Source organism: Pseudomonas sp. IT-232MI5 (genome assembly GCF_949767845.1).
Classification (GTDB): domain Bacteria; phylum Pseudomonadota; class Gammaproteobacteria; order Pseudomonadales; family Pseudomonadaceae; genus Aquipseudomonas.
Genome location: NZ_CATKQE010000014.1, coordinates 1 through 20,797, shown reverse-complemented (window position 1 = coordinate 20,797; position 20,797 = coordinate 1). Strand labels below are relative to the sequence as shown.

The window sequence follows — 20,797 nt, the reverse complement described above, 5'->3', positions numbered from 1 at the left end:
GAAAATCCTCAGAACAATGCAAAACCCCTGTAGGAGTGAGCCTGTTCGCGATAGCGGAGGGTCAGACAAAAATCTGTCAACTGACACACCGCTATCGCGAGCAGGCTCACTCCTACATTTGGATCGATGAAAACAGGCCCGACGGGGTGAGCCGTCGGGCCTGAAGTTAGATCATTATTGCGCCTTTTGCGCCTGTTGCGCTTTCCACGCCTTGAACTCGGCCCATTCGGCGCGACGCTCGGCCTGCTTTTTCTGGATCTCGTCGAATTTCTTCTGTTGATCCGGTTTCAGCAGCGCACGCACATCGGACTCGGCTTTCTTGTGGTTGGCGGCCATCTCGTCTTTCATGGCTTTTTGGTCAGCCGGCGAGAGTTTTTCCAGGTACTTGTCGACCACTTGCTTACGCTCGTGCATCTGCTCGCCCATGATCTTGCGGATCTGCTCACGCTGCTCGCGGGACAGGTCGAGTTGGCTGTACGGACCTTTGCCGTGCATGCCGTGCATCTGACCGCCGTGGCGTGGGCCGTCAAGCGGACCACCCATCGGGCCGCCGTCTTGTGGCATGGCCATGGCGACGGTTGGCAGAGCGGCAGCGAACATCAGAGCGATAAGAGTCTTGCGCATGGTGTATCTCCTTGTCTCGTTCCCGGTACGTTCCGGATGAGTACAGATTACGGAGATCAAGGTCAGCGGCGGTCAGCACTGCGTAAAGCTTGGGTAAAGACGCTTCGCGTCCCACCTTACACATGCCCTGTGTAGGAGCTGCCGAAGGCTGCGATCTTTTGATCTGTCTTTTAAAAACAAGATCAAAAGATCGCAGCCTTCGGCAGCTCCTACAGTGGGAATGGGCGCGGTTCAGAGGCTATAGAAGTAACCGCGGCTGCGCAGAGCGACGATGCGAGGACGACCGTCCGGGTGCGGGCCGATCTTCTTGCGCAGGTTGCTGACGTGCATGTCGAGGCTGCGGTCGTACAGGGTCAGCTTGCGGCCGAGGGCGAGCTGCGCCAGTTCCTGTTTGTCCAGTGGTTCGCCCGGCTGCTTGAGCAGGGCTTCGAGCAGGCGGCTTTCTGAAACAGTCAGGGTCAGCTCTTTCTCGTCGATGCTGACCACGCCGCGCACCGGACTGAAACTCAGATCGCCCAGCTCAAGCTGAGTCGACACCGCTGCCGGATGGCTGCGGCGCAACACCGCGCGCAGGCGCGCGGTCAGTTCGCGCGGGTCGCACGGTTTGGCCAGGTAATCGTCGGCGCCCAATTCCAGACCAAGGATACGATCCAGCGGCTCGCCACGGGCCGAGAGCATCAGCACCGGCAGATCAGCGTGATCGTTGCGCAATTGCTTGAGCAGCTCCAGACCGCTGCCGTCGGGCAGCATCACGTCCAGCACCACCGCCGCCGGGGCGGTTTCGGCCAGCGCTTTACGCGCGCTCTGGCCATCGTGGCAGGCGCGCACCTGAAAGCCTTCCTGGCTCAGCCAACTACTCAGGAGTTCGCACAACTCCTGGTCATCATCAATCAGTAACAGCTCGCTCATGACTCACTCAATTTAGCCATTGCCGACGTTTTCGGCTTGCTCCACTGGCAAAGATACCGCAGAGCAGCGCCAATAGCGCTACTCCGGCGCCCGTGACGAACCACTGCTGCTGATCGGTCAGCAGACGCGGCAGCGGACTGGCCTGGGCTTCCTTGAGTTGCAGCTTCAAGCGCTGGTTCTCTTGGCGCAACCGGGCAAGCTGGGCGCTTTCGCGGGTATTGTCGGCATTTTGCAGTTGTTTGCTCAGTTCTTCCCGCTGCTGCTCACTGGCTTTGAGGCGCTGCTGCAACTCGGTGATCTGGCTGCCGGCGCTTAACGACAATGGCGTGGAGCTGCCGCCTTCGGTGGTCTCCTCACCATGGGCGGGCGCCATGATCGACAACGTGACCAACATCAGACACAACGGACCCTTGCGCATCGCGACACCTGCTTCCAAATGGATATTGGGCAGGTTGTCGGCAGGCAAACGAGAATAATGAGCGATTGAGAGCAGCAAGAACCAGGAAGGTTCATTGTCAGTGGCCGTGTCGCGTGTGATGAGGGGACAAATCCCCTCATCACGGGGCATTTAAGGCAGGACTTGCTTGAACGGCTTCACGACCACATTGGCGTAGACGCCAGCGGCGATGTACGGATCGGCGTCAGCCCACGCTTGCGCAGCGCTCAGGGAATCGAACTCGGCGACGATCAGGCTGCCGGTGAAACCCGCTGCGCCCGGATCATTGCTGTCGACGGCCGGGTGCGGGCCGGCCAATACGATGCGGCCTTCGCCCTTGAGCGCTTGCAGGCGTTCCAGATGCGCAGGACGCGCGGCCAGGCGTGCTTCCAGCGAGTTGGCGACGTCGGTGGCAATGATGGCGTAGAGCATGTCAGTCCTCGGTTTTTGGTGTTGTTGTGGTATCGGCATCGTGCAGATGACGCGACAGGTAAATGCCCTGTGCGACCAGGAATACCAGGGTCATGCCCAGGCTGCCGAACACCTTGAAGTCTACCCAGTAGCTCTGGAAGGTGAAGGCGACGAACAGGTTGGCAGCGCCGCAGAACAGGAAAAAGGCGATCCAGGCGATGTTCAGGCGGGTCCAGACCGGGTCCGGCAGGGTCAGCGCGTGGCCCATGATGCGTTTGATCAGCAAGCGGTCACCGATGAAGTGGCTACCGATGAAGGCGACCGCGAACAGCCAGTTGACCACCGGCGCTTTCCACTTGAGGAAGGTCTCGCTGTGGAACGCCAGCGTCAGGCTGCCGAACACCAGGCAGGCGATCAGCGTCAGCCATTGGCTTTTTTCCAGCTTGCGCTGTTTGATGAACAACGCGCCGTACACCACCAGGGAACTGATGATCAGCATCGCCGTGGCACTGTAAATACCGCCTACAGTCACTTCATGGCCAGCGATGTCGACGACCCGTGGATCAAGTTTGTAAACGATGAAGAACAGCAGAAGCGGGATGAAATCGATGAATTGTTTCACAGTGAGAGCCAGAAGCTGGATGTGGCGGCATAATAACAAACATATGGGCGCGCGATAGCGCCAGCTGATTTGAGGTTACAACTCCCCGTGAATGTTGATTTGCACTGCCATAGCACGGCCTCCGATGGCGCCCTGGCGCCTGCGGTTCTGGTTGCGCGTGCGTTCGAGAACGGCGTGCGAGTCCTGGCGTTGACCGACCACGACACCCTCGAGGGCCTCGCCGAAGCGCGCATGGCTGCGACTGAGTTGGGCATGCAACTGGTCAACGGCGTCGAATTGTCCTGTACGTGGGGCGGCGCGACCATTCATGTGTTGGGCTACGGTTTTGATGTGAATGCCGCGCCGTTGGTCGAGGCGATTGCCAAATTGCACGATGGCCGCTGGCTGCGGTCCGAAGAAATAAGCCGCAAGCTCGCCCTCAAGGGCATGCCCGGTGCCCTCGAAGGCGCCCGGCAGGTTCAGCAGGAACTGGGCGACAGCGGCAATGCCCCGGCCCGTCCGCATTTCGCCGACTGGATGGTGCGTGAAGGTTTTGTAAAGGATCGCGCCGAAGCCTTCCGCAAATGGCTCGGCGCCGGCAAGCTGGGTGACGTCAAGTTGCACTGGCCGACGCTGGAAGACACCGTTGGCACACTGCGCGCCGCCGGGGCCTGGGTCAGCCTGGCGCATCCGTGGCACTACGATTTCACCCGCAGCAAGCGCCGGAAGCTGATTGCCGACTATATTCAAGCAGGCGGGCATGCGATCGAGGTGGTCAATGGCCATCAGCCTGCGGAACAGGTGGGCAGCCTGGCAATCCTTGCCCGTGAGTTCGGTCTGCTGGTCAGCGCCGGCAGTGACTTCCATGGCCCTGGCGGCTGGTCCGAGATCGGCCAGTACCGGCCGGTTCCCGAGGACCTTCCACCCCTGTGGTGTCGGTTCAAACATGACACAGATATTGCCGCCGTCTGAACAGGTAGAGAATGTGAGTCAATTTTTCCAGATACATCCGGAAAACCCACAAGCGCGCCTGATAAAACAGGCGGTCGAAATCATCCGCAAAGGCGGGGTGGTGGTTTATCCCACGGACTCTTCCTACGCCATCGGCTGCCAGATCGGCGACAAGACCGCGATCGAGCGCGTGCGCCGTTTGCGTCAACTCGATGAAAAACACAACTTCGCGCTGATCTGCAGCGACCTGTCGCAACTGGGCAACTACGCGAAGATCGACACCGGCACCTTCCGTATTCTCAAGGCGCATCTGCCGGGGCCTTACACCTTTATTCTCAACGCCACCCGCGAAGTGCCGCGTCTGCTGCTGCATCCGAAGAAGCGCACCATCGGCCTGCGCGTGCCCAGCCATCCGATCGCGCTGGCGCTGTTGGCCGAACTGGGCGAGCCGTTGATGAGTGTGACCCTGATCATGCCCGGCGATGAAGACCCGCTGAGCGATCCGTACGAAATGCGTCAATTGCTCGAACATCAGGTGGACCTGATCATCGATGGCGGCTTTGGCGGCATCAAAGCGTCCACCGTGATCGACCTGACCGGCGATGACCCGGAAGTGGTCCGCGTCGGTTGCGGCGATCCGACGCCGTTCATGGTCGAGGCCTGAATGTCCGCAGTGGAAACCGTTGCCGATCCCCAGGCCGGCGCTCAGCAAGAGTTGCCGTTTGCCATGGTCTATGGCCAGGCGGTCATGGAAATGCCGCTCGACCTGTACATCCCGCCGGATGCGCTGGAAGTCTTTCTCGAAGCCTTTGAAGGGCCGCTCGACCTGCTGCTGTACCTGATCCGCAAACAGAACATCAACATCCTCGACATCCCGGTGGCGGAAATTACCCGTCAGTACATGGGCTATGTCGAGCTGATGCAGTCGGTGCGCCTGGAACTCGCCGCCGAGTATCTGGTGATGGCCGCGATGCTCGCCGAGATCAAGTCGCGCATGCTCCTGCCACGGGCCGAAACCGTCGAAGACGAAGAAGACGACCCGCGCGCCGAACTGATCCGCCGCTTGCAGGAATACGAGCGCTTCAAGGCGGCCGCCGAAGGTATCGATGGTCTGAGTCGCGTCGGCCGTGATGTGATCGTGCCCAAGCTCGACGCCCCGGAAGCCCGGGCGCGCAAGCTGTTGCCGGATGTCGCGCTGGAAGAGATTTTGATGTGCATGGCCGAAGTGCTGCGCCGTGGCGATATGTTTGAAAGCCACCAGGTCAGCCGCGAGGCATTGTCCACCCGCGAGCGCATGAGCGATGTGCTGGAACGGCTCAAGGGCGGCGGTTTTGTGCCGTTCGTCGAGTTGTTCACTGCCGAAGAGGGCAGACTGGGTGTGGTAGTGACCTTTATGGCGATCCTTGAACTGGTCAAGGAATCCTTGGTCGAGCTGGTGCAGAATGAGCCGTTCGCCGCGATCCACGTGCGAGCCCGAGCCGAATAACGAGTCGAAACATGAACCTGACTGAACCCCGCGAGCTGGCGCCCCTGCTTGAAGCCTTTCTGTTGGCCTCGGGAAAGCCGCAATCCCTTGAGCGCCTGTTTGAACTGTTCGAAGAAGGTGAACGTCCCGAGCCTGCGGTTTTCAAGAAAGCCCTGACGCTGTTGGGCAAGTCCTGCGAGGGCCGCGCCTTCGAGCTCAAGGAAGTCTCGTCCGGCTATCGCTTGCAGATCCGCGAGAAGTTTTCGCCGTGGGTCGGTCGCCTCTGGGAAGAACGCCCGCAGCGTTATTCCCGTGCGTTGCTGGAAACCATCGCGCTGATCGCCTATCGCCAGCCGATCACCCGTGGCGAGATCGAAGACGTGCGCGGTGTGGCGGTGAACAGCAACATCGTCAAAACCTTGCTTGAACGTGAGTGGATCCGGGTTGTCGGTTACCGCGATGTGCCGGGCAAGCCGGCGATGTTTGCCACCACTAAAGGTTTTCTCGATCACTTCAACCTGAAGAACCTCGAAGATCTGCCGCCATTGGCCGAGCTGCGCGAAATGGAAACCGACCCGGTGCTCGATTTTGACGACGCGCCGGTGCCGCAGGGTTTGCAGGAGTTGGCCGACGCCAGCGCCGAGCCGGAGGAAGAGAAGGAGGAAACCAGTTTCCATACCTTGCTGTTGGAGTTGGATAGCATGGAAGAGGGGATCAAGACCGACTTCGACGATTTGCTGCGGGATGCGGTGGATGGTGAGGTGCCGACGGCTGAAGCAGAAACCGAGACTGAGCCTGAGCCACAGATCGCCGAGCCAACCATCGAAGTTGAACTTGAAGCCCAGCCAGAAGCCGAACCGGAAGAAGACATTCTTGGCGTCGCCGAAGCCCGTGAAAAGCTGTTGGCCGCCGTCGCTGCCCTCGAACAACCGGCGCCAGAACCCGAACCGGAGCTAAGCGAAGAAGAAGCCGAAGCCCGCGCCCTGGCCGAAGCCATCGAAGCCGAACGCCGCGAATTCGAAGACTGAGGGGCGCCGAAAAGATCGCAGCCTTCGGCAGCTCCTACATTGCAATACGTCCCCTGTAGGAGCTGCCGAAGGCTGCGATCTTTTGATCTCCCAAAGGTACCCAAATGAGTTCCACTAAAGACCCGTGCATCAGCCTCTGCAAATTCACCGACGACATCTGCCTCGGCTGCGGCCGCAGCAAGCGCGAAATCAAAGCCTGGAAGAAACTCGACAAGGACGACAAGCGCAGCGTACTGGCCGAAGCCGCACTGCGCCTGATCAAACTCGGTGGCGCCGGTCGGCGGAAAAAGAAATAACTGCCCATTGATCAGCTAGTCTCTGATGCGCGACGGCGCACATCCGCGTATGATTCGCGACCCTTCGCCGATCCCTTCGGCTGAGTACCCAGATTTCAATGCTTCAGGCGCCGCCTGAACAGACCACACCGGGAGGTGCCCAGATGAGCGACATCATTCAGAAAGACGACCAGGAAATCGGCCCAGCAGGCGAAAAGCTGCAGAAAGTCCTCGCCCGTATCGGCGTCGGCTCGCGCCGTGACGTGGAATCCTGGATCAGCCAGGGCCGGATCAAGGTCAATGGCAAAGACGCCACCCTCGGTCTGCGCGTCGACATGCACGACGCCATCACCATTGATGGCAAGGTGATCAAGCGCGAAGAGGCGGCCGAATCGGTCCGCCGCGTGATCATGTACAACAAACCCGATGGCGAGATCTGCACCCGTGACGACCCGGAAGGCCGTCCGACCGTGTTCGACAAGCTGCCGCGTCCGAAAGAAGGGCGCTGGATCAACATCGGTCGTCTCGACATCAACACCACCGGTCTGCTGATGTTCACCACCGACGGTGAACTGGCCAACCGCCTGATGCACCCGTCCTACGAAATGGACCGTGAATACGCCGTGCGCGTACGCGGTGAAGTCGACGACGAGATGATCGAGCGTCTGAAGGCTGGCGTGGTGCTGGAAGACGGCCCGGCCAAGTTCACCGACATCAAGCAAGCTCCAGGCGGTGAAGGCTTCAACCACTGGTACCACTGCGTGGTGATGGAAGGTCGTAACCGTGAGGTTCGTCGCTTGTGGGAATCGCAAGGTCTGGTGGTCAGCCGTCTGAAGCGCGTGCGTTTCGGTCCGGTGTTCCTCAACTCCGACCTGCCGATGGGCCGCTGGCGCGAAATGAGCCAGTACGAAGTCGACATCCTCAGTGCTGAAGTCGGCCTGACGCCGGTGGCGATGCCGCAACTGAACGCCAAGAGCAAAGACAAGCTTGAGCGCATGCAGCGCAAATCGTCGCGCCCGATGGGCAAGACCGAGCGCGTCCGCACCCTGCGTCCAGCCGCTGGCGCGCCGACTGGCCCACGTCCAAGCCGCGAGCCGCAGATCGAAGGCGAACGTCCAGGTCGCAAACCAGTCGCCCGTGACGGCGAGCGCGCTCCGCGTCCGGCCAACGGTCGCACTGAGCGTGGCGAGCGTGGTGCACCTGCCGGTCGTGGCACGCCAGTGGCGGATCGTCCAGCGGACACCACCAACAAGCGCCCGGCCAAGCCTGCGCCGAAGCGTCCGGGGATCAAACTGGTTGATGGCGACAAGCCGTCGGGCAAGCGTCGTGGTGCACCGGCCGGTTCCGGTCAGCGTCCGGGGTTTGGTCGCAAGAAGCCGGAATAAGGCAGCTGTGAGCTTTTAGCGGCAAGCTTCAAGCCAAAGCAAAAACGCCAACCGCAGGGTTGGCGTTTTTTTTCGTCTGGCGCACACCGATCGTTCCAACGCTCTGCGTGGGAATGCCTCAACGGACGCTCCGCGTTCGGCTCTAAAGGGACGCGGAGCGTCCCGGGCTGCATTCCCACGCGAAGCGTGGGAATGATCAGGTGCCAGCCTTAAAAGACAAACCGCCCGTCAAACACCGGCTTGTCATCCAGCGCCAAAACGCCGCCCGAGAAGATCAGGTCCAGGTGATGACTGCCCTTGGCGCCACCGCCCAAACCAAGGTGCAACCCGCAGTGCCGCTCCTCAAACCCGGCATTGCGCGCATACAGATCCTTCACGCCTTCGTTGGTGCCAATCCCCAGCTCTTCAATCCGCCGGTTCGACGGATTGGCGTCCAGGTACTTGTTGAAATCATGCTCCAGCCCCGGCACGTCGGTGGCGATGCGGCTGATGGTCGAGTTTTCGATCCACAACTCCAGTGGCGATTCCAGAACTCCGTATTTGCGCGCAAACGGAATGGTGCTGAGGAATGTGCCCTTGAATTTCACATGGCCGTTGATGGCTTCACTGTGGGTCGCGATTTCGCCGGGGGCGAGGTCGAAGTTGCCGACGCCGTTGATGTCGGTCCACTTCTTGATGCTGCTCAGCGGCGTTTCAAACCATGAGCCGTCGTCGTCCTTGAAACTCAGCGTGGTCGCTTGGGACATACGCTGAATCAGGTGGCTGTTCAGCCCGGCGATGCGTTGCGGGGTGACGCTGAAGGTGTCGTAGAAATACTCGCCGTAATCCTTGAACAGCAGCGACTTCTTCCAGTTTTCCGCCATCACGCCTTGCAGCGCACGGACGAATTCCGGGCCGTCGGGGCGTGGGTTGGGCAGGGTGGAAGAGTCGTAGAAGAAAATGTACAGATCGCTGTCGGTGATTGCCGAGGTCAGCGCTGCAGTGCTTTCCAGGTCCAGACGTCGGGCGCTGAAGTGGAAGCGAGGATGATCGCCGGCCTGTTCGGCGATCGCGCCGGTCAGCGCTGCGTAATCAGCCGTGTGGCCGAGCAATACCTTCGCCGAGTCGAGGCCGGCAAGGGCAGGGTGATGTTCGAGGTAGTAAAGGAAATGCGAGATCGCGCGGGGCTTATCCATGAGTCCTCCCTGACTGACCGTGAAGAAAGCGGCAGGCACGACCGGCCGGATCGTGCCTGCCCGGGGATGTCTTACAGAGGCCACATCGCCGTGCCGAACGGAACTACCGCGTCGGCTTGCATCATTTCTACAGCCGCCTCGTGAGTCGGTGCTTCAAACCATTCGTCCAGTTGCAGTTCGGTATCCAAGTCTTTTTCCAGTGCTTGCATGGTCGATCTCCTAGATGACTTTCACGGTTGTGACTGGCCGGTCGAGGTGGCCGGCAAGACGTGAAGAACCTAGTTCAGGGTTTTTTGTAATGCAAAAAATTATTCATTTAATTTTTAAATAGACTTTTTATTCTGTTTTTACGCTCGGTTTTTCTTATTTAAAAACAAAAAACTAAGTCATGGTTTTCATTAGCAAGCTAGCTACCGTCAATTTGCAGACGTCTGACAGAATTTTCTGAAATGGAAACTCTGCGTTACGCATCGTAAAGAAATGTTTACGAAAATGCCGCTAAAACCGAGTGAATCCAACCCGCCATGAGCGCTGTAAGGAAAACCTGCCGAAGCCCGCTTCACCGCAGGCTGCGCAGGGCTCTGGCGCGCTTGTTTCAGCGGCGTTTGCAGGGTGAGATGCGCCCCATGCCTGTCGTGCAGGTGCATAACAAGAAGGAGGCGCAATGAACGCCGTGACTGATCTCCACCTCTCTCCGTGGGACGGTTTTTTCCTCGTCCACGCCGATGGCCTGCAAAGGCCTGACTCATTTTTTGCAGCCGCTCGAGCATCTCGAAGCGGACACACGCAATCCCGGCAACCATCACGCTGATCCAGCGGGGTCTGGCAGCAGGGGGTTAGCGGTGTACAATGCGCCGCGTTTTAACTGTGACCCTCTGCGTAATCGCGCAAATCTCAAGGCTATCCGCCTTGTTCACTCCGTGGCGCCACAAGCGTTTCGGGTTCGATTTCGTCACAGATAAAAACAAACAGGTGACGCATGACCGTTGTAAATAAGCTGAACTCCTGGTGCCTGCGCTGGGGTTTGATCGGGGCTGCTTGAAATCGCAACCTGGCAGCAACGTCTACTGAACATCATCAAACCTTGCGTGAGACCTTTTTCATGAGTGGACAACCCTCGCAATCAGGCGAGCTGAAACGCGGCCTGAAAAATCGCCATATTCAACTGATCGCCCTCGGTGGCGCGATCGGTACCGGATTGTTCCTCGGCTCGGCCGGGGTACTGAAATCCGCTGGCCCGTCGATGATCCTCGGCTACGCCATCTGCGGCTTCATCGCCTTCATGATCATGCGCCAGCTCGGCGAGATGATCGTCGAAGAGCCGGTGGCCGGTTCCTTCAGCCATTTCGCGCACAAGTACTGGGGCGGCTTTGCCGGTTTCCTGTCGGGCTGGAACTGCTGGATTCTGTACATTCTGGTGGGCATGTCGGAGCTGACCGCGGTCGGCAAATACATCCACTACTGGGCCCCGGACATCCCGACCTGGGTCTCTGCGGCAGCCTTCTTCGTGCTGATCAACGCGATCAACCTGGCCAACGTCAAAGTCTTCGGTGAAGCCGAATTCTGGTTCGCGATCATCAAGGTCGTGGCGATCGTCGGCATGATTGCGCTCGGCAGCTACCTGCTGGTCAGCGGCAACGGCGGCCCGCAAGCCTCGGTAAGCAACCTGTGGTCGCACGGTGGTTTCTTCCCGAACGGAGTGAGCGGTCTGGTGATGGCCATGGCGATCATCATGTTCTCCTTCGGCGGTCTGGAAATGCTCGGTTTCACCGCCGCTGAAGCCGACAAGCCGAAAACCGTGATCCCGAAAGCAATCAACCAAGTGATCTACCGGATCCTGATTTTCTACATCGGTGCACTGGTTATCCTGCTGTCGCTGACTCCATGGGACAGCCTGCTGGAAACCCTCAACGCGTCCGGCGATTCGTACAGCGGCAGCCCGTTCGTGCAAGTGTTCTCGATGCTCGGCAGCAACACCGCCGCGCACATCCTCAACTTCGTGGTCCTGACTGCTGCGTTGTCGGTGTACAACAGTGGCACCTACTGCAACAGCCGTATGCTGCTGGGCATGGCCGAGCAGGGCGATGCGCCGAAAGGTCTGGCGAAGATCGACAAGCGCGGCGTGCCGGTGCGTTCGATTCTGGCTTCCGCAGCGGTGACGCTGGTCGCTGTGTTGCTCAACTACCTGATCCCGCAACACGCGCTGGAACTGCTGATGTCGCTGGTGGTTGCGACGCTGGTGATCAACTGGGCGATGATCAGCTTCTCGCACTTCAAGTTCCGTCAGCACATGAACAAGACCCGGCAGACGCCGCTGTTCAAGGCGCTGTGGTATCCGTACGGCAACTACATCTGCCTGGCGTTCGTTGCGTTCATCCTTGGCGTGATGCTGCTGATCCCGGGCATTCAGATCTCGGTGTATGCGATTCCGGTGTGGGTCGTGTTCATGTGGGTCTGCTACGTGATCAAGAACAAGCGCGGTGCGCAGCAGGCCGTGCACGCGGCAGGTGCTGCCAAGTAAGCGCTGACGCAGAAACACAAAACCCGGCCTGAGTGCCGGGTTTTTTTATGGGTGCAAATATTGGTGCGCTATTGATAGTCGGCGAGAGGATAGTCCCTGCACAGGGTTTCGACCTCTGAACGAAACTGCGCGAGGAGCAGCGGTTCCAGGGTGTAATCCTGTTCGCCGAGCGGCGCTACCGTGTTCAGAATCCGCACGATCAAATCGACGATCTGGCGGCTGCCGTGGACATCGACCCGGCGTTGCGCCAGCGCAGCGGTGCCGATACGCAGCCCGCTGGTGACAAGTGCCGAACGGGGATCGTCGGGTACGCGATGTTTGTTGACGATGATCCCGCAGTGCCCCAGCGCCGCCTCGGCGATAGCCCCCGTGATGCCACCCCGCAAGCGCACCAGCACCGTGTGGTTTTCACTGCAGCCGCCAACCACTTCATAATCCTTGGCCTGAAACGCTTTGGCCATTTCATCCGCCGTGCTGCGGATCTGCGCCATGCAGGCATCGAATGCTGCGGACATTGCATAACCCAGCGCGGCAGCCTTCGCAGCGATCATGTTGGCAGCAGGCGCGCCCTGCATTCGCGGGTAAACGGCTTGATCAAGCAGGCGACTGAAGGTGGTCCGCAAACCGGGAATCTTGGTGTTCGCATCAGCACCGCTGAGAATCACGCCACCGCGAGGGCCGGCGAGTTGCTTGTGCGTGCAGGTGACGGTGACGTGGGCGGCGTCGATCGGACTTGGGTGTCGTCCGGTAGCGACGAGCCCGGCGATGTGCGAAATGTCAGCGAGCAGGATGGCCCCGGCTTCATCGGCAATTTCGCGAAACCGCTTGAAGTCCACTTCGCGCGAATAGGCGGTGGCGCCGCAGAGGATGACGCGTGGGCGATGGGCGAGTGCGAGCAGGCGCACCTTGTCGTAATCGATCAGGCCGTCTGCTGTCGTGCCGTACTGGATCGCCTTGTAGTAGGCGCCGGAAAATGCGGCAAGGCTGCCATGCGTGAGATGACCGCCGTGTTCCACCGCCATGCCCAGCAAGGTATCGCCCGGCTCTAGTAAAGCTGTGAGTACTTGGTAAACGGCGTTCGACGCTGAGTGTGGCTGCACGTTGGCGTATTGCGCGTCGAACAGTTGCCGCGCCCGGCGGATGGCCAGCGATTCGACCCGCTCGACGTTCTCGCACCCTGCGCTGTGACGCTTGCCGGAGACGCCTTCAGCGGTCACGTTGACCAACACGGAAGCGCAGGCCGCCAAGGTTCGCGGCTGGACTACGCAGGAGGAGGAGATCAGTGAAAGCGTGTGCTGTTGGCGCGTCACTTCAGCGTCGAGAATGGCCGCCAGTTCGGCGTCTTCTGCGCGGAGATCTGCCAGACCGCGTCGCAGCAAGTCAGCCTGGTTCTTGAGTGGTTCAGTAATGACTGCCATTGCTTATTCCTTCCCTGGTTTTGCGTGATTTGCGCATGTCCTTGCTTGCCAGATCTGTACAGGCGAATCCGTGTTTTGACCGCTGTGCGCGCAAAACTAAACCCTGTACAGGCCTCCCGGTTTTTCGTTCTTTCACTCTCGAGAATGGGACGCCGGATTGACGCATCATAAATTTTTCAGTGAGGAACGCCACAGAATTAATCAAAAAAATGAACATTCTTCAAAGAAAATGATTCTTTTCGTGGTCGCGTCGGGTGTAAAACAGGCATTGCCCGGTGCCGATTTTCCGGCCTTGGGTGGAAGTCGAAAGGAACTGACGAGTCCGTACGGAGGCTGAAATGACCCCCGCACGTTGGCGGAAGCAGCCTGTGAAAGCTGACTTTTTATACCGAACCCAGGGAGGGAGAATGCTATGATCCTGCGCGGCACTGACAGGGATATAACTGCAATTTCCTACCTCACTTGTGTATGTCCGGAATGATCATTCGGGACGTGACATTGATTGCAGTTAAAAATGGATGATAAGCATGTGATGCACAGAAGAGAAAGATCGGAGAATCTGAAGAACAACATCAAATACCTGATCAAGAGTCGCGGGGAAACTCAGTTGTCCCTGTGCCACTCCAGTGGTTTGACCCGAACGACCATCTATAACATTCTTGAAGGCAAGGTGGTCAATGTACAACAGTCCACTGTGCGCAAGATTTCTGATTTCTTCGGCGTGTCTTACGAGGAAATAGAGACGATTGATTTTGAAGAAAAGGAAATAATCGAAAGCAGTATTTCGCCACAGGGGAATATGAATCCGGCCGCTGTTCCGGTGATTAAAGAAAGTCTGCTGCTGCAAAGTCTGGATAAGAGAATTGGTGAGTTGGCCACGATTTATCCACTGACTTACTATTTTGGCGCGTCCTTTAATCTGATTGGCGTTTTGCTGGAAAATGAAATCAGCGGCATGAATGAACCCGGCGATCTATTGATCGTGCAGAAAGGAGCGTCGACCAGCGACAGGGAAAAGCTGGTGTATGACAAAATCACAGCGAAGTTATATATAAGCCATGAAGGCAACTTTGATACGGATCGTGTATGCGTGATCGGAGATGTAATCGAGGAACGATTTAATGGATTGCAGTGTTGAATTGGAAAACAGCAAGTACAAGTTGCTGGGATTCGAAAATGGAAAAAGCCTGGCCGTCATCATGGTCATCGCAACAGGCAAAATAATTAAAATAAAGCTAAGTGAAGTGTTGAATAGTGAGATTATGGATAATCTGAATAAAATCGAAGTGAAAAACCTCTACAAGAAGTTTTACTCCCAAGGCGGAGCACTCACCGCTTACGAAATCAATGACCGGCATGAGAGTTCCTGGATGATCTACATCATCCTGAACCTGATGCTGTTCACGCTTTACATTTTTACCAGTATTGCAGCGACAAAACCGATCTACCTCGAGTATTTCGATATTGTCGTAACGCCGGGCACCTTCCTCTATCCGCTGACGTTTCTGATCGTTGACTTGCTCAATGAAACGTTTGGCCTGAGGCTGGCGCGAAAAGCGATTCTGTTCGCGTTCATCAGCAACGCCGCGATTATCATTCTGCTGGCCATCACGACCCATCTTCCGGGATTGCCGGGCTGGAAACTCGATGGCGCTTACAATGATGTTATTAGTCAGTTGTCAGCAGTTCTGGTAGCATCTTCTATATCGTTTCTGGTTTCCGAGAACATAAACTCGTATCTGTTGTGCAAGATTAAAGAACTCACAAATTCCAGGTTTCTGTTTTTGCGAGTATTTTTAAGCACGTTGTTTGCCGTGATCATCGACAGTTTTCTGTTCTGCTATATCGCGTTTTACGGGACGATGGAAAATAGCGCGATACTGGGCATGATCTACGTTCAGATCGCAATCAAGGTAGGTTTTGCGTTCTTTAATATCTTGCCGGCCTACGGCGCAAGATCATTGTTCAAGAAGTACCTGACGGGTGCGCAGACGCAATAAAGAGAGGAGGGCGCTCACTCGGCATGCTTGAGTGAGCGCTTCTTGTTGCAGTATTACTTTAAGCCAAGTTTCTCTTTCAAGCGTTGAGTCACCTGTACTTTATTGTTCAGGAACTCATTCAAGCCTTTGGCGCGAAGATTACAGGCATCGCAATCGGAACATCCAGTGCCTTTGATGCCGTTATAGCAAGTCAATGTTTCCTCGCGAACCAGATCCAGCTGATGGTGGTAATCCGCCAAGGCCCAGGTTTCTGCCTTGTTCAGCCACATCAATGGCGTATCCAGTTGCAGCTTGTAATCCATGCCTAATTCAAGTGCTTTGTTCAGCGCCTTGACGAATTCATCCCGGCAATCGGGATAGCCCGAGAAGTCGGTTTCACAGACACCGGTAATGACCGTTTTGGCCTGGACTTGATAGGCATAGATAGAGGCCAGGGTCAGAAACAGAATGTTCCGTCCCGGAACGAAGGTGCTTGGCAGACTCTCGCCAGAGCTGTTCACGGTCGGCACCGGAATGTTATCGCGGGTCAGGCTGCTGATGGCCAGCTCGTTGAGCAAGGACACATCCAGCGTTTTATGCACGGTCACACCGAGCTTTTTCGACAGCTGCTGCGCCACTTCAATTTCCGCGTGATGACGCTGACCATAGTCGAACGTGATGCAGTGGACTTCATCGTAGTGGGTCAGGGCGTGGATCAAGCACGTGGTGGAGTCCTGCCCGCCGCTGAATACGATAACTGCTTTGTTGGTCATGGTTATGCTTCCTGCATTGAGGTCTTGAGGGCAAAGGTGGAGATGATACTCGAAATAGGGATGGAGTTCGGTGCAGAGTCCAGAGGCGCGCGTGAGTCCGCGAGCGGCCTGATCCACTTTAGAGCCTTTTTTTTGCTGCCTCGGCGATCATGTCATCTTCATCTGTCGCAAGTAGAGTTAATAAATCTTTTGGTGTCTTCGGGTTACATGCAATTCTATGTCTAACCATTACGGACTTATCAGTTGCCAGCCTCTCAAAAGTACTTCTATTGATGCGCCTCTTCATTGCAACATCCCAGCGAACATCGACGTCGTCGCTTAGTGAGAGCTTCTCAAGCACATCAGTAGAGATTGATCCGTTTGCAACAACTAGTCGTGAAAGCTCAGGGTGTCTTGAGATAACCTCGAGCCAAACTTCCTCTGTCGCAACTTCATTTATTTTTGCATTTTCTATCTCGTTTTTGCTTTCCGAATAATACTTAAATTCATCAGCGTTGCTAATCATAAGGTCCTGCTCTACGTTTTTCAGTTTTTTATTAGCATTACCTTGGATTTTTAGGAGTGCTCATATTTTCTAATGCAGCATTCAAATATTTTCTCTCCGCAAGTTTCGCTATAATCAACAGAAAGCTGGGTAGAAAGGTCAGCGCCAATTAACCTGATCTCGTCACTTTTGAATTTATCAAAATCAAAACTCGCACATAGAGAAATGTCGCTTGCGAGCATGTAAGCTCCGCAGTATCTCCAGTCCTCATCTATAAGCAAATAGTATTTACGATTTTCGATTGCTGACGAAAAAAAATTAAGTGCTTCGATGGATGACGAATATTCTCTGCGCACACAGGAGATTTCGCGCTTCGTCATAAGCGCTGCAATTATGCTATCTGTTTCTGGCAAGCTTAAAAGTAGTGACACATCAAAGGCTAGATCTGAAATGGAGGCTATCTTTTCTTTATAGTGGCTAAGTGTTTTTCCTTGCGACTTCCTATAGAGGATATCTCTTTTATAAGCGTCTATATTCATTTGAATTTTTCAAGGGGAGACCAGGCTTTCATAACTCATGATTCGCGTAGTCTCCCTCGGACAGTAGGTGGTTGTTATAGGAAAGCTATACTTTATTAATTCTCAAGGGCATGATTCGTCCGCAAAGAGTTTCATAATGAAAAGTAATCACGAGCAGACGGGCTGCTCGCTGGTCAAACGATATGATTGAAAATCAAGTCTATAAAAATCAGTCTGCAATCTCGAGGATTTTTATCTGTCGACCAATTATGTAAAGCTCTCCATCCTCGCGTATCTGGGCAAGTGAAGTAGGCTCGGCATCCATGTCGTAATTTCCATCAATTTCCACACACCAGACGTCGTCAAATTTCAAGATCCTAACCCCAGAGCATATCGAGTTAAACTGATTGCCTTTAACTTTTGCACTTAATTCCTCGACCGCCCCAACTATCACCTTTACTTTCTTCCATACGTTGCCTTTAACTCTATGATCTCTGGTATGGAATATTACTTGCGCGGCAAGGGGTTCGTTGGGAAGGTAAAAAAATTCGAAAGAAAGAATTAACCCATCTTCAAAACGATGAAAGGCCTTCGAAACCTTGCTTACTTGTTCCATAGACACTACCTATAGGTGGTGAGGATTGCATACCTGATTGGGTTACTCCTCATTTCTGATGGGCTGTACTTGGTTTGAGGTGGATGGCACCCCGGATCATGACTAGATGAGAAGTTGTCGATTCTACCAGGGACAGACTTCGTTTGTTTGATCTTCAATAGCTTGGTCTTTTTACGAGAGATTCTTTGTGCTTGTGCACGAAAGTCAAATTAACCATTGGAGCGCGAAGAGAGTAATGCAGTTTTAGGATTTTCTTTATATCTAAAGCATACGCCGTCTCACGAAAGGAGTTTTAAGTATAAATTCACGAGTAAACGGTGTTGGAGTAGGGGCGGGGTCGGCTTCAACCAAGTTATTCGCAAGCTCTGAAAATTCTACTATCTGTTCGGGAGGTCCAGAGATTAATATTGCTCGAGTGTCAGAGTGATCTTCACCTAGCATGACGACAATGCATTTTTTCGAACATAGTACTGCTATCACTTTATGAAATAACTTTAATGAGGAGGCTTGAGAGAAGTCTGTACCTGAAGCTCTATAAATTTCGCTAATTACACTGAGAATCTCTTTTTTATCACTTTCATCCAATTCCATCTCTGACAAAAATATTAATGCATTCCATCCTTTGTGTATGGCTGTCAAAAGTATTTTTATTTCTTCGATGCTGGAGGCAGTTGAGAGGTCGCAGAAATTATGCCTCCCCTCAATGTCTAAGTTTAATTCGAGGTGTCTTCTTTTGTTTGTCGCGTCTAAACCGATCTTTCCAAATGCTCTTTTATGTAAGTCTAGTTTCTTCGCAATACTGCTACTTGAATCGAGTTCGGCAGCAAGCACAGTATATATGTTATATCGAAAGAAAATGGGTCCCAAATAGTCAAAAATCGACCCGTAATCGTAGCCTGTAGCCAGATACCATAATGAGTCGCATGAGGTATCAAAGCGAAATCCACCAGATTTGGTAGCAAGAACAGACGCAATATCAACGATGGTTTTCATTGTGGCTACCCTTTTAATACTTGGTTCTCATATGACTAATGTTCTTCATTTAAACCGTTAGAAAAGGAGGGGTGAGATTATCTTAATTTTTTCAAGGGTGGACTATATTCAAGAAATTCAATAAGCCAGGCCAGACTGCGTGGAGATTAATCACGCCATCTATAATCAACTCAATCAGCTTATGAAAATCAGTTGAAATCATATGTAGGCCAAGGCTTTTTGTAAGCTAGTGTATTGGGAGTTGAGATGGATTATCAATCATGATCCACTCCGCGGACTCCCCTGCAACACTGTAAAATTCGTCAAAAAAGCAATTTAAGTCGCTGGAAAAAACGTCAAATGCGCCATGCCCATATTCGCCAGAAATCTTCGTGATCGCGACATATCGGCAGGCATTTTTGAAAAGATTGTATGCCTCTTGGCTTATAGAAAAGTCATCGCTCTGCAAAAAAATAGTTAGGGTGGGAGGAGTAGGTTTTTCCACCCTTCGATGCCTTGAAAGTATTTCATACTTTTTGACGTCTATTTCGTATCGCCTATGTTCGCTCACTGCGCGCTCGAACTCCCCATCTTTATCCCTAAACATAAAAAATGGCATGTAGTGAAGTTTCTTGCTTGATGGTGGCTGAAGTTTTCCATTGATATCGATGTAGTAGCAATTGGTGATCAGGGATTTAATCGCAGCAGCGCCTTTCTCAGTTTTATCGAAACCGAAGGAGCCGCTTTGATCAACTGACGCCAGCAGTGCAAAATTGTCATTAATTTCCGCAGGGATATTCCTAATGCGGTTGCTAGAGGATTTTTTGAAATCATCGAATTTTGCCCGATGACAAATAATTTTGTAGTTTTTCAACTGCGCTGTGTCAGAAGTTGGATAGTGCGCGATCATTTTTTCAATGGCTTGACAATGTTTTGATTAATTGCAATGAGATCAACATGTTTCTTGTGCGAAAAGTTTCCGAGCACGTCTTGTAGATGGATGTGCTCTAACTCGTTGATCTCCATTTCGTAAGAAGCATTGATCAAAAATAATCCCAGGTTTTTTATCGTTTCCGGATCTGCGAGAAGTGAGATTTCATCCAGCTTGATGTTTTTATCAGTTCCGAAAGGAGTTCCATAAGCAGTAAAGTTTTTTAGTTTTTTCATAGTTTAAACCCCTGAGCTCGAAGGTAATCCTTTTCTTTGCGAGTCAAATCGGACACGTTGCCACGAGTGCCATGACTCTGAGATCCATCTTGGTTAACAACAACCTCTGCCTTTCTTGATTTACATTGGCAGTGAGCATGAGCCTGTTGATTTGTGTTCTCCACATGAGGAGGGTCTATTCGAATTCGACCTGTACCCACAGGCTCCCAACGTCCAGACTTCGCCAAGCCCAGTGGATCTATCCATGTTATCGGGTTCGGTGCATAAGCATAGAGGTTCATCCCACCCGCATAGCTAATCGGGTCCTGTGAAATGAAACGCCCCACCTCAGAATCGTAGTACCGATACCGATTGTAATGCAGCCCCGTCTCATGATCGTGATACTGCCCCTGGAACCGTATCGGGTTCATCACGCCATGCTGCCGCGCCCACTTCGAGCGCTGCTCCGTCACCTGCCCCCACGCCTTGTACTGCGCGGTCCAGGCAAGGTTGCCTTGCGAGTCCGTCAATTCCTGCGGCGTACCCAGGTGATCACACTGATACCACGCCAACGCATCAAACGGTAATGCCGTTGCCTTGTGATTCCACACCGGATCTTCATCGAGGCTGTATTCACCGCTGTAATCCGGCAGCCCAATCAGATCGATGGGCGCGTGCCGTACAGCCTGTGCCACAGGGACAAAAGTGCCCGGTTCGAAGACGTAGTGCACCGTGCGACCCGGTTCACCATCGCTTTGCGCTGGGCTGCTTTCCCAGGCGAGGTTGTCGCCATCCCAGCCGTACAAGGTGAAGCCGCAGCCGAGTTCGCGTTGTTTGCGCGCGTGCTCGTTTCTGTTCCAGAGGGAACCTGCTTCAGGACGTTGTTTGTAATGCGCGCGGGATTTTTTGTGCAGGCGGCGTCCCAGTGCGTCGTAGGCGAAATCCACGCTTAGGCGCGGGTCTTCGAAATGCACAAGTCGATCAAACAAATCCCACTGTAGATCGCTGCGTTGGCCGTTGTGCCAGCGCTGGATCTGGTTGCCGCGTTCGTCGTAGTCGTAGTAGGTGCCGGCGTATTCGCGCAGCAGGTTGTCGACCAGTTTGCTGCGT

At 54.5% G+C, this 20,797-nt stretch carries 25 protein-coding genes; 9 read left to right on the top strand and 16 right to left on the bottom strand.

Annotated features, from left to right (window positions below; all coding sequences use genetic code 11):
* Nucleotides 1-174 precede the first annotated feature (174 nt).
* The 5 genes from ACM6JQ_RS12925 to ACM6JQ_RS12905 form a co-directional block, all read right to left on the bottom strand.
* Nucleotides 175-624 (bottom strand): Spy/CpxP family protein refolding chaperone, encoded by a 450-nt coding sequence (locus ACM6JQ_RS12925; protein WP_007919681.1) that lies wholly within the window; start codon nucleotides 622-624, stop codon nucleotides 175-177.
* 231 nt (nucleotides 625-855) lie between these two features.
* Entirely contained in the window at nucleotides 856-1,533 is a 678-nt protein-coding gene (locus tag ACM6JQ_RS12920; RefSeq protein WP_007919679.1) for a response regulator transcription factor, read from the bottom strand.
* Between the two features lie 7 nt (nucleotides 1,534-1,540).
* A complete protein-coding gene (locus ACM6JQ_RS12915; RefSeq protein WP_038363742.1) occupies nucleotides 1,541-1,951 on the bottom strand; it encodes a translation initiation factor 2 in 411 nt (136 codons plus the stop codon).
* A gap of 150 nt (nucleotides 1,952-2,101) precedes the next feature.
* Nucleotides 2,102-2,401: a YciI family protein gene (locus ACM6JQ_RS12910; protein ID WP_007919677.1), complete on the bottom strand. Its 300-nt coding sequence runs from the start codon at nucleotides 2,399-2,401 to the stop codon at nucleotides 2,102-2,104.
* Nucleotide 2,402: 1 nt separating this feature from the next.
* A complete protein-coding gene (locus ACM6JQ_RS12905) occupies nucleotides 2,403-3,002 on the bottom strand; it encodes a septation protein A (protein WP_007919675.1) in 600 nt (199 codons plus the stop codon).
* An 87-nt stretch (nucleotides 3,003-3,089) separates the two neighbouring features.
* Between ACM6JQ_RS12905 and ACM6JQ_RS12900 the strand changes: the two genes are divergently transcribed.
* The 6 genes from ACM6JQ_RS12900 to rluB all read left to right on the top strand — a co-directional run bounded on the left by ACM6JQ_RS12900 (nucleotide 3,090) and on the right by rluB (nucleotide 8,085).
* A complete protein-coding gene (locus tag ACM6JQ_RS12900) occupies nucleotides 3,090-3,953 on the top strand; it encodes a PHP domain-containing protein (protein WP_007949812.1) in 864 nt (287 codons plus the stop codon).
* Nucleotides 3,954-3,966: 13 nt separating this feature from the next.
* Nucleotides 3,967-4,596, top strand: coding sequence for an L-threonylcarbamoyladenylate synthase (locus tag ACM6JQ_RS12895; protein ID WP_095114461.1), 630 nt, complete (start codon nucleotides 3,967-3,969; stop codon nucleotides 4,594-4,596).
* 123 nt (nucleotides 4,597-4,719) lie between these two features.
* Entirely contained in the window at nucleotides 4,720-5,418 is a 699-nt protein-coding gene (locus ACM6JQ_RS12890) for a segregation and condensation protein A (protein ID WP_172828192.1), read from the top strand.
* Nucleotides 5,419-5,429: 11 nt separating this feature from the next.
* Complete coding sequence (gene scpB / locus ACM6JQ_RS12885) at nucleotides 5,430-6,425, top strand: SMC-Scp complex subunit ScpB (RefSeq protein ID WP_414893951.1); 996 nt, start codon at nucleotides 5,430-5,432, stop codon at nucleotides 6,423-6,425.
* 104 nt (nucleotides 6,426-6,529) lie between these two features.
* A complete protein-coding gene (locus ACM6JQ_RS12880; protein WP_034153249.1) occupies nucleotides 6,530-6,721 on the top strand; it encodes a DUF1289 domain-containing protein in 192 nt (63 codons plus the stop codon).
* A gap of 143 nt (nucleotides 6,722-6,864) precedes the next feature.
* Entirely contained in the window at nucleotides 6,865-8,085 is a 1,221-nt protein-coding gene (rluB, locus tag ACM6JQ_RS12875) for a 23S rRNA pseudouridine(2605) synthase RluB (RefSeq protein ID WP_038363752.1), read from the top strand.
* Between the two features lie 209 nt (nucleotides 8,086-8,294).
* Here rluB and ACM6JQ_RS12870 read toward each other — a convergent pair whose 3' ends face one another.
* Together ACM6JQ_RS12870 and ACM6JQ_RS12865 are read right to left on the bottom strand one after the other, a co-directional pair.
* Nucleotides 8,295-9,260 (bottom strand): leucyl aminopeptidase, encoded by a 966-nt coding sequence (locus ACM6JQ_RS12870; protein ID WP_095114467.1) that lies wholly within the window; start codon nucleotides 9,258-9,260, stop codon nucleotides 8,295-8,297.
* A gap of 71 nt (nucleotides 9,261-9,331) precedes the next feature.
* Entirely contained in the window at nucleotides 9,332-9,469 is a 138-nt protein-coding gene (locus tag ACM6JQ_RS12865) for a hypothetical protein (RefSeq protein WP_003222780.1), read from the bottom strand.
* Nucleotides 9,470-10,362: 893 nt separating this feature from the next.
* Between ACM6JQ_RS12865 and ACM6JQ_RS12860 the strand changes: the two genes are divergently transcribed.
* A complete protein-coding gene (locus ACM6JQ_RS12860) occupies nucleotides 10,363-11,781 on the top strand; it encodes an amino acid permease (RefSeq protein ID WP_414893950.1) in 1,419 nt (472 codons plus the stop codon).
* Nucleotides 11,782-11,849: 68 nt separating this feature from the next.
* Here the strand turns inward: ACM6JQ_RS12860 and glyA are convergent, their stop codons facing one another.
* Nucleotides 11,850-13,199, bottom strand: a complete 1,350-nt coding sequence (gene glyA, locus ACM6JQ_RS12855) for a serine hydroxymethyltransferase (RefSeq protein WP_414893949.1) — start codon at nucleotides 13,197-13,199, stop codon at nucleotides 11,850-11,852.
* A 532-nt stretch (nucleotides 13,200-13,731) separates the two neighbouring features.
* Between glyA and ACM6JQ_RS12850 the strand changes: the two genes are divergently transcribed.
* Both ACM6JQ_RS12850 and ACM6JQ_RS12845 read left to right on the top strand, forming a co-directional pair.
* A complete protein-coding gene (locus ACM6JQ_RS12850; RefSeq protein WP_095114481.1) occupies nucleotides 13,732-14,337 on the top strand; it encodes a helix-turn-helix transcriptional regulator in 606 nt (201 codons plus the stop codon).
* On the top strand, nucleotides 14,321-15,199 hold the full coding sequence (locus ACM6JQ_RS12845; protein WP_007919658.1) for a queuosine precursor transporter: 879 nt from the start codon (nucleotides 14,321-14,323) through the stop codon (nucleotides 15,197-15,199). Before ACM6JQ_RS12850 ends, ACM6JQ_RS12845 begins: the two co-directional genes overlap by 17 nt.
* Before the next feature lie 53 nt (nucleotides 15,200-15,252).
* Here ACM6JQ_RS12845 and queC read toward each other — a convergent pair whose 3' ends face one another.
* The 8 genes from queC to ACM6JQ_RS12805 form a co-directional block, all read right to left on the bottom strand.
* Nucleotides 15,253-15,951 carry a 7-cyano-7-deazaguanine synthase QueC gene (gene queC / locus ACM6JQ_RS12840; RefSeq protein ID WP_007919656.1) on the bottom strand — a complete coding sequence of 233 codons (699 nt, stop codon included), beginning with the start codon at nucleotides 15,949-15,951 and terminating at the stop codon, nucleotides 15,253-15,255.
* Between the two features lie 118 nt (nucleotides 15,952-16,069).
* Nucleotides 16,070-16,456 carry a hypothetical protein gene (locus ACM6JQ_RS12835; RefSeq protein WP_175555028.1) on the bottom strand — a complete coding sequence of 129 codons (387 nt, stop codon included), beginning with the start codon at nucleotides 16,454-16,456 and terminating at the stop codon, nucleotides 16,070-16,072.
* Nucleotides 16,457-16,506: 50 nt separating this feature from the next.
* Complete coding sequence (locus ACM6JQ_RS12830; RefSeq protein WP_414893948.1) at nucleotides 16,507-16,974, bottom strand: hypothetical protein; 468 nt, start codon at nucleotides 16,972-16,974, stop codon at nucleotides 16,507-16,509.
* Nucleotides 16,975-17,182: 208 nt separating this feature from the next.
* Entirely contained in the window at nucleotides 17,183-17,569 is a 387-nt protein-coding gene (locus tag ACM6JQ_RS12825) for a hypothetical protein (protein WP_414893947.1), read from the bottom strand.
* A gap of 261 nt (nucleotides 17,570-17,830) precedes the next feature.
* Complete coding sequence (locus ACM6JQ_RS12820; RefSeq protein ID WP_414893946.1) at nucleotides 17,831-18,562, bottom strand: hypothetical protein; 732 nt, start codon at nucleotides 18,560-18,562, stop codon at nucleotides 17,831-17,833.
* Between the two features lie 226 nt (nucleotides 18,563-18,788).
* Nucleotides 18,789-19,451: a hypothetical protein gene (locus ACM6JQ_RS12815; RefSeq protein ID WP_414893945.1), complete on the bottom strand. Its 663-nt coding sequence runs from the start codon at nucleotides 19,449-19,451 to the stop codon at nucleotides 18,789-18,791.
* Nucleotides 19,448-19,708 (bottom strand): hypothetical protein, encoded by a 261-nt coding sequence (locus tag ACM6JQ_RS12810; RefSeq protein ID WP_414893944.1) that lies wholly within the window; start codon nucleotides 19,706-19,708, stop codon nucleotides 19,448-19,450. The genes ACM6JQ_RS12815 and ACM6JQ_RS12810 overlap by 4 nt, the downstream gene beginning before the upstream one ends.
* Nucleotides 19,705-20,797, bottom strand: a 1,093-nt coding sequence (locus ACM6JQ_RS12805; protein WP_414893943.1) for an RHS repeat domain-containing protein, incomplete at its 5' end; no start/stop codon positions are given. The genes ACM6JQ_RS12805 and ACM6JQ_RS12810, both read right to left, overlap by 4 nt.

Excerpts from the sequence above, each read along its gene's own strand:
- ACM6JQ_RS12870 (WP_095114467.1), bottom strand. The coding sequence starts at position 9,260 with ATGGATAAGCCCCGCGCGATCTCGCATTTCCTTTACTACCTCGAACAT.
- glyA (WP_414893949.1), bottom strand. The coding sequence starts at position 13,199 with ATGGCAGTCATTACTGAACCACTCAAGAACCAGGCTGACTTGCTGCGA.
- ACM6JQ_RS12880 (WP_034153249.1), top strand. The coding sequence starts at position 6,530 with ATGAGTTCCACTAAAGACCCGTGCATCAGCCTCTGCAAATTCACCGAC.
- ACM6JQ_RS12915 (WP_038363742.1), bottom strand. The coding sequence starts at position 1,951 with ATGCGCAAGGGTCCGTTGTGTCTGATGTTGGTCACGTTGTCGATCATG.
- ACM6JQ_RS12845 (WP_007919658.1), top strand. The coding sequence starts at position 14,321 with ATGGATTGCAGTGTTGAATTGGAAAACAGCAAGTACAAGTTGCTGGGA.
- ACM6JQ_RS12910 (WP_007919677.1), bottom strand. The coding sequence starts at position 2,401 with ATGCTCTACGCCATCATTGCCACCGACGTCGCCAACTCGCTGGAAGCA.
- rluB (WP_038363752.1), top strand. The coding sequence starts at position 6,865 with ATGAGCGACATCATTCAGAAAGACGACCAGGAAATCGGCCCAGCAGGC.
- ACM6JQ_RS12920 (WP_007919679.1), bottom strand. The coding sequence starts at position 1,533 with ATGAGCGAGCTGTTACTGATTGATGATGACCAGGAGTTGTGCGAACTC.
- ACM6JQ_RS12815 (WP_414893945.1), bottom strand. The coding sequence starts at position 19,451 with ATGATCGCGCACTATCCAACTTCTGACACAGCGCAGTTGAAAAACTAC.
- ACM6JQ_RS12835 (WP_175555028.1), bottom strand. The coding sequence starts at position 16,456 with ATGATTAGCAACGCTGATGAATTTAAGTATTATTCGGAAAGCAAAAAC.
- ACM6JQ_RS12850 (WP_095114481.1), top strand. The coding sequence starts at position 13,732 with ATGCACAGAAGAGAAAGATCGGAGAATCTGAAGAACAACATCAAATAC.
- ACM6JQ_RS12830 (WP_414893948.1), bottom strand. The coding sequence starts at position 16,974 with ATGAATATAGACGCTTATAAAAGAGATATCCTCTATAGGAAGTCGCAA.
- ACM6JQ_RS12820 (WP_414893946.1), bottom strand. The coding sequence starts at position 18,562 with ATGAAAACCATCGTTGATATTGCGTCTGTTCTTGCTACCAAATCTGGT.
- ACM6JQ_RS12825 (WP_414893947.1), bottom strand. The coding sequence starts at position 17,569 with ATGGAACAAGTAAGCAAGGTTTCGAAGGCCTTTCATCGTTTTGAAGAT.
- ACM6JQ_RS12810 (WP_414893944.1), bottom strand. The coding sequence starts at position 19,708 with ATGAAAAAACTAAAAAACTTTACTGCTTATGGAACTCCTTTCGGAACT.
- ACM6JQ_RS12925 (WP_007919681.1), bottom strand. The coding sequence starts at position 624 with ATGCGCAAGACTCTTATCGCTCTGATGTTCGCTGCCGCTCTGCCAACC.
- queC (WP_007919656.1), bottom strand. The coding sequence starts at position 15,951 with ATGACCAACAAAGCAGTTATCGTATTCAGCGGCGGGCAGGACTCCACC.
- scpB (WP_414893951.1), top strand. The coding sequence starts at position 5,430 with ATGAACCTGACTGAACCCCGCGAGCTGGCGCCCCTGCTTGAAGCCTTT.
- ACM6JQ_RS12860 (WP_414893950.1), top strand. The coding sequence starts at position 10,363 with ATGAGTGGACAACCCTCGCAATCAGGCGAGCTGAAACGCGGCCTGAAA.
- ACM6JQ_RS12865 (WP_003222780.1), bottom strand. The coding sequence starts at position 9,469 with ATGCAAGCACTGGAAAAAGACTTGGATACCGAACTGCAACTGGACGAA.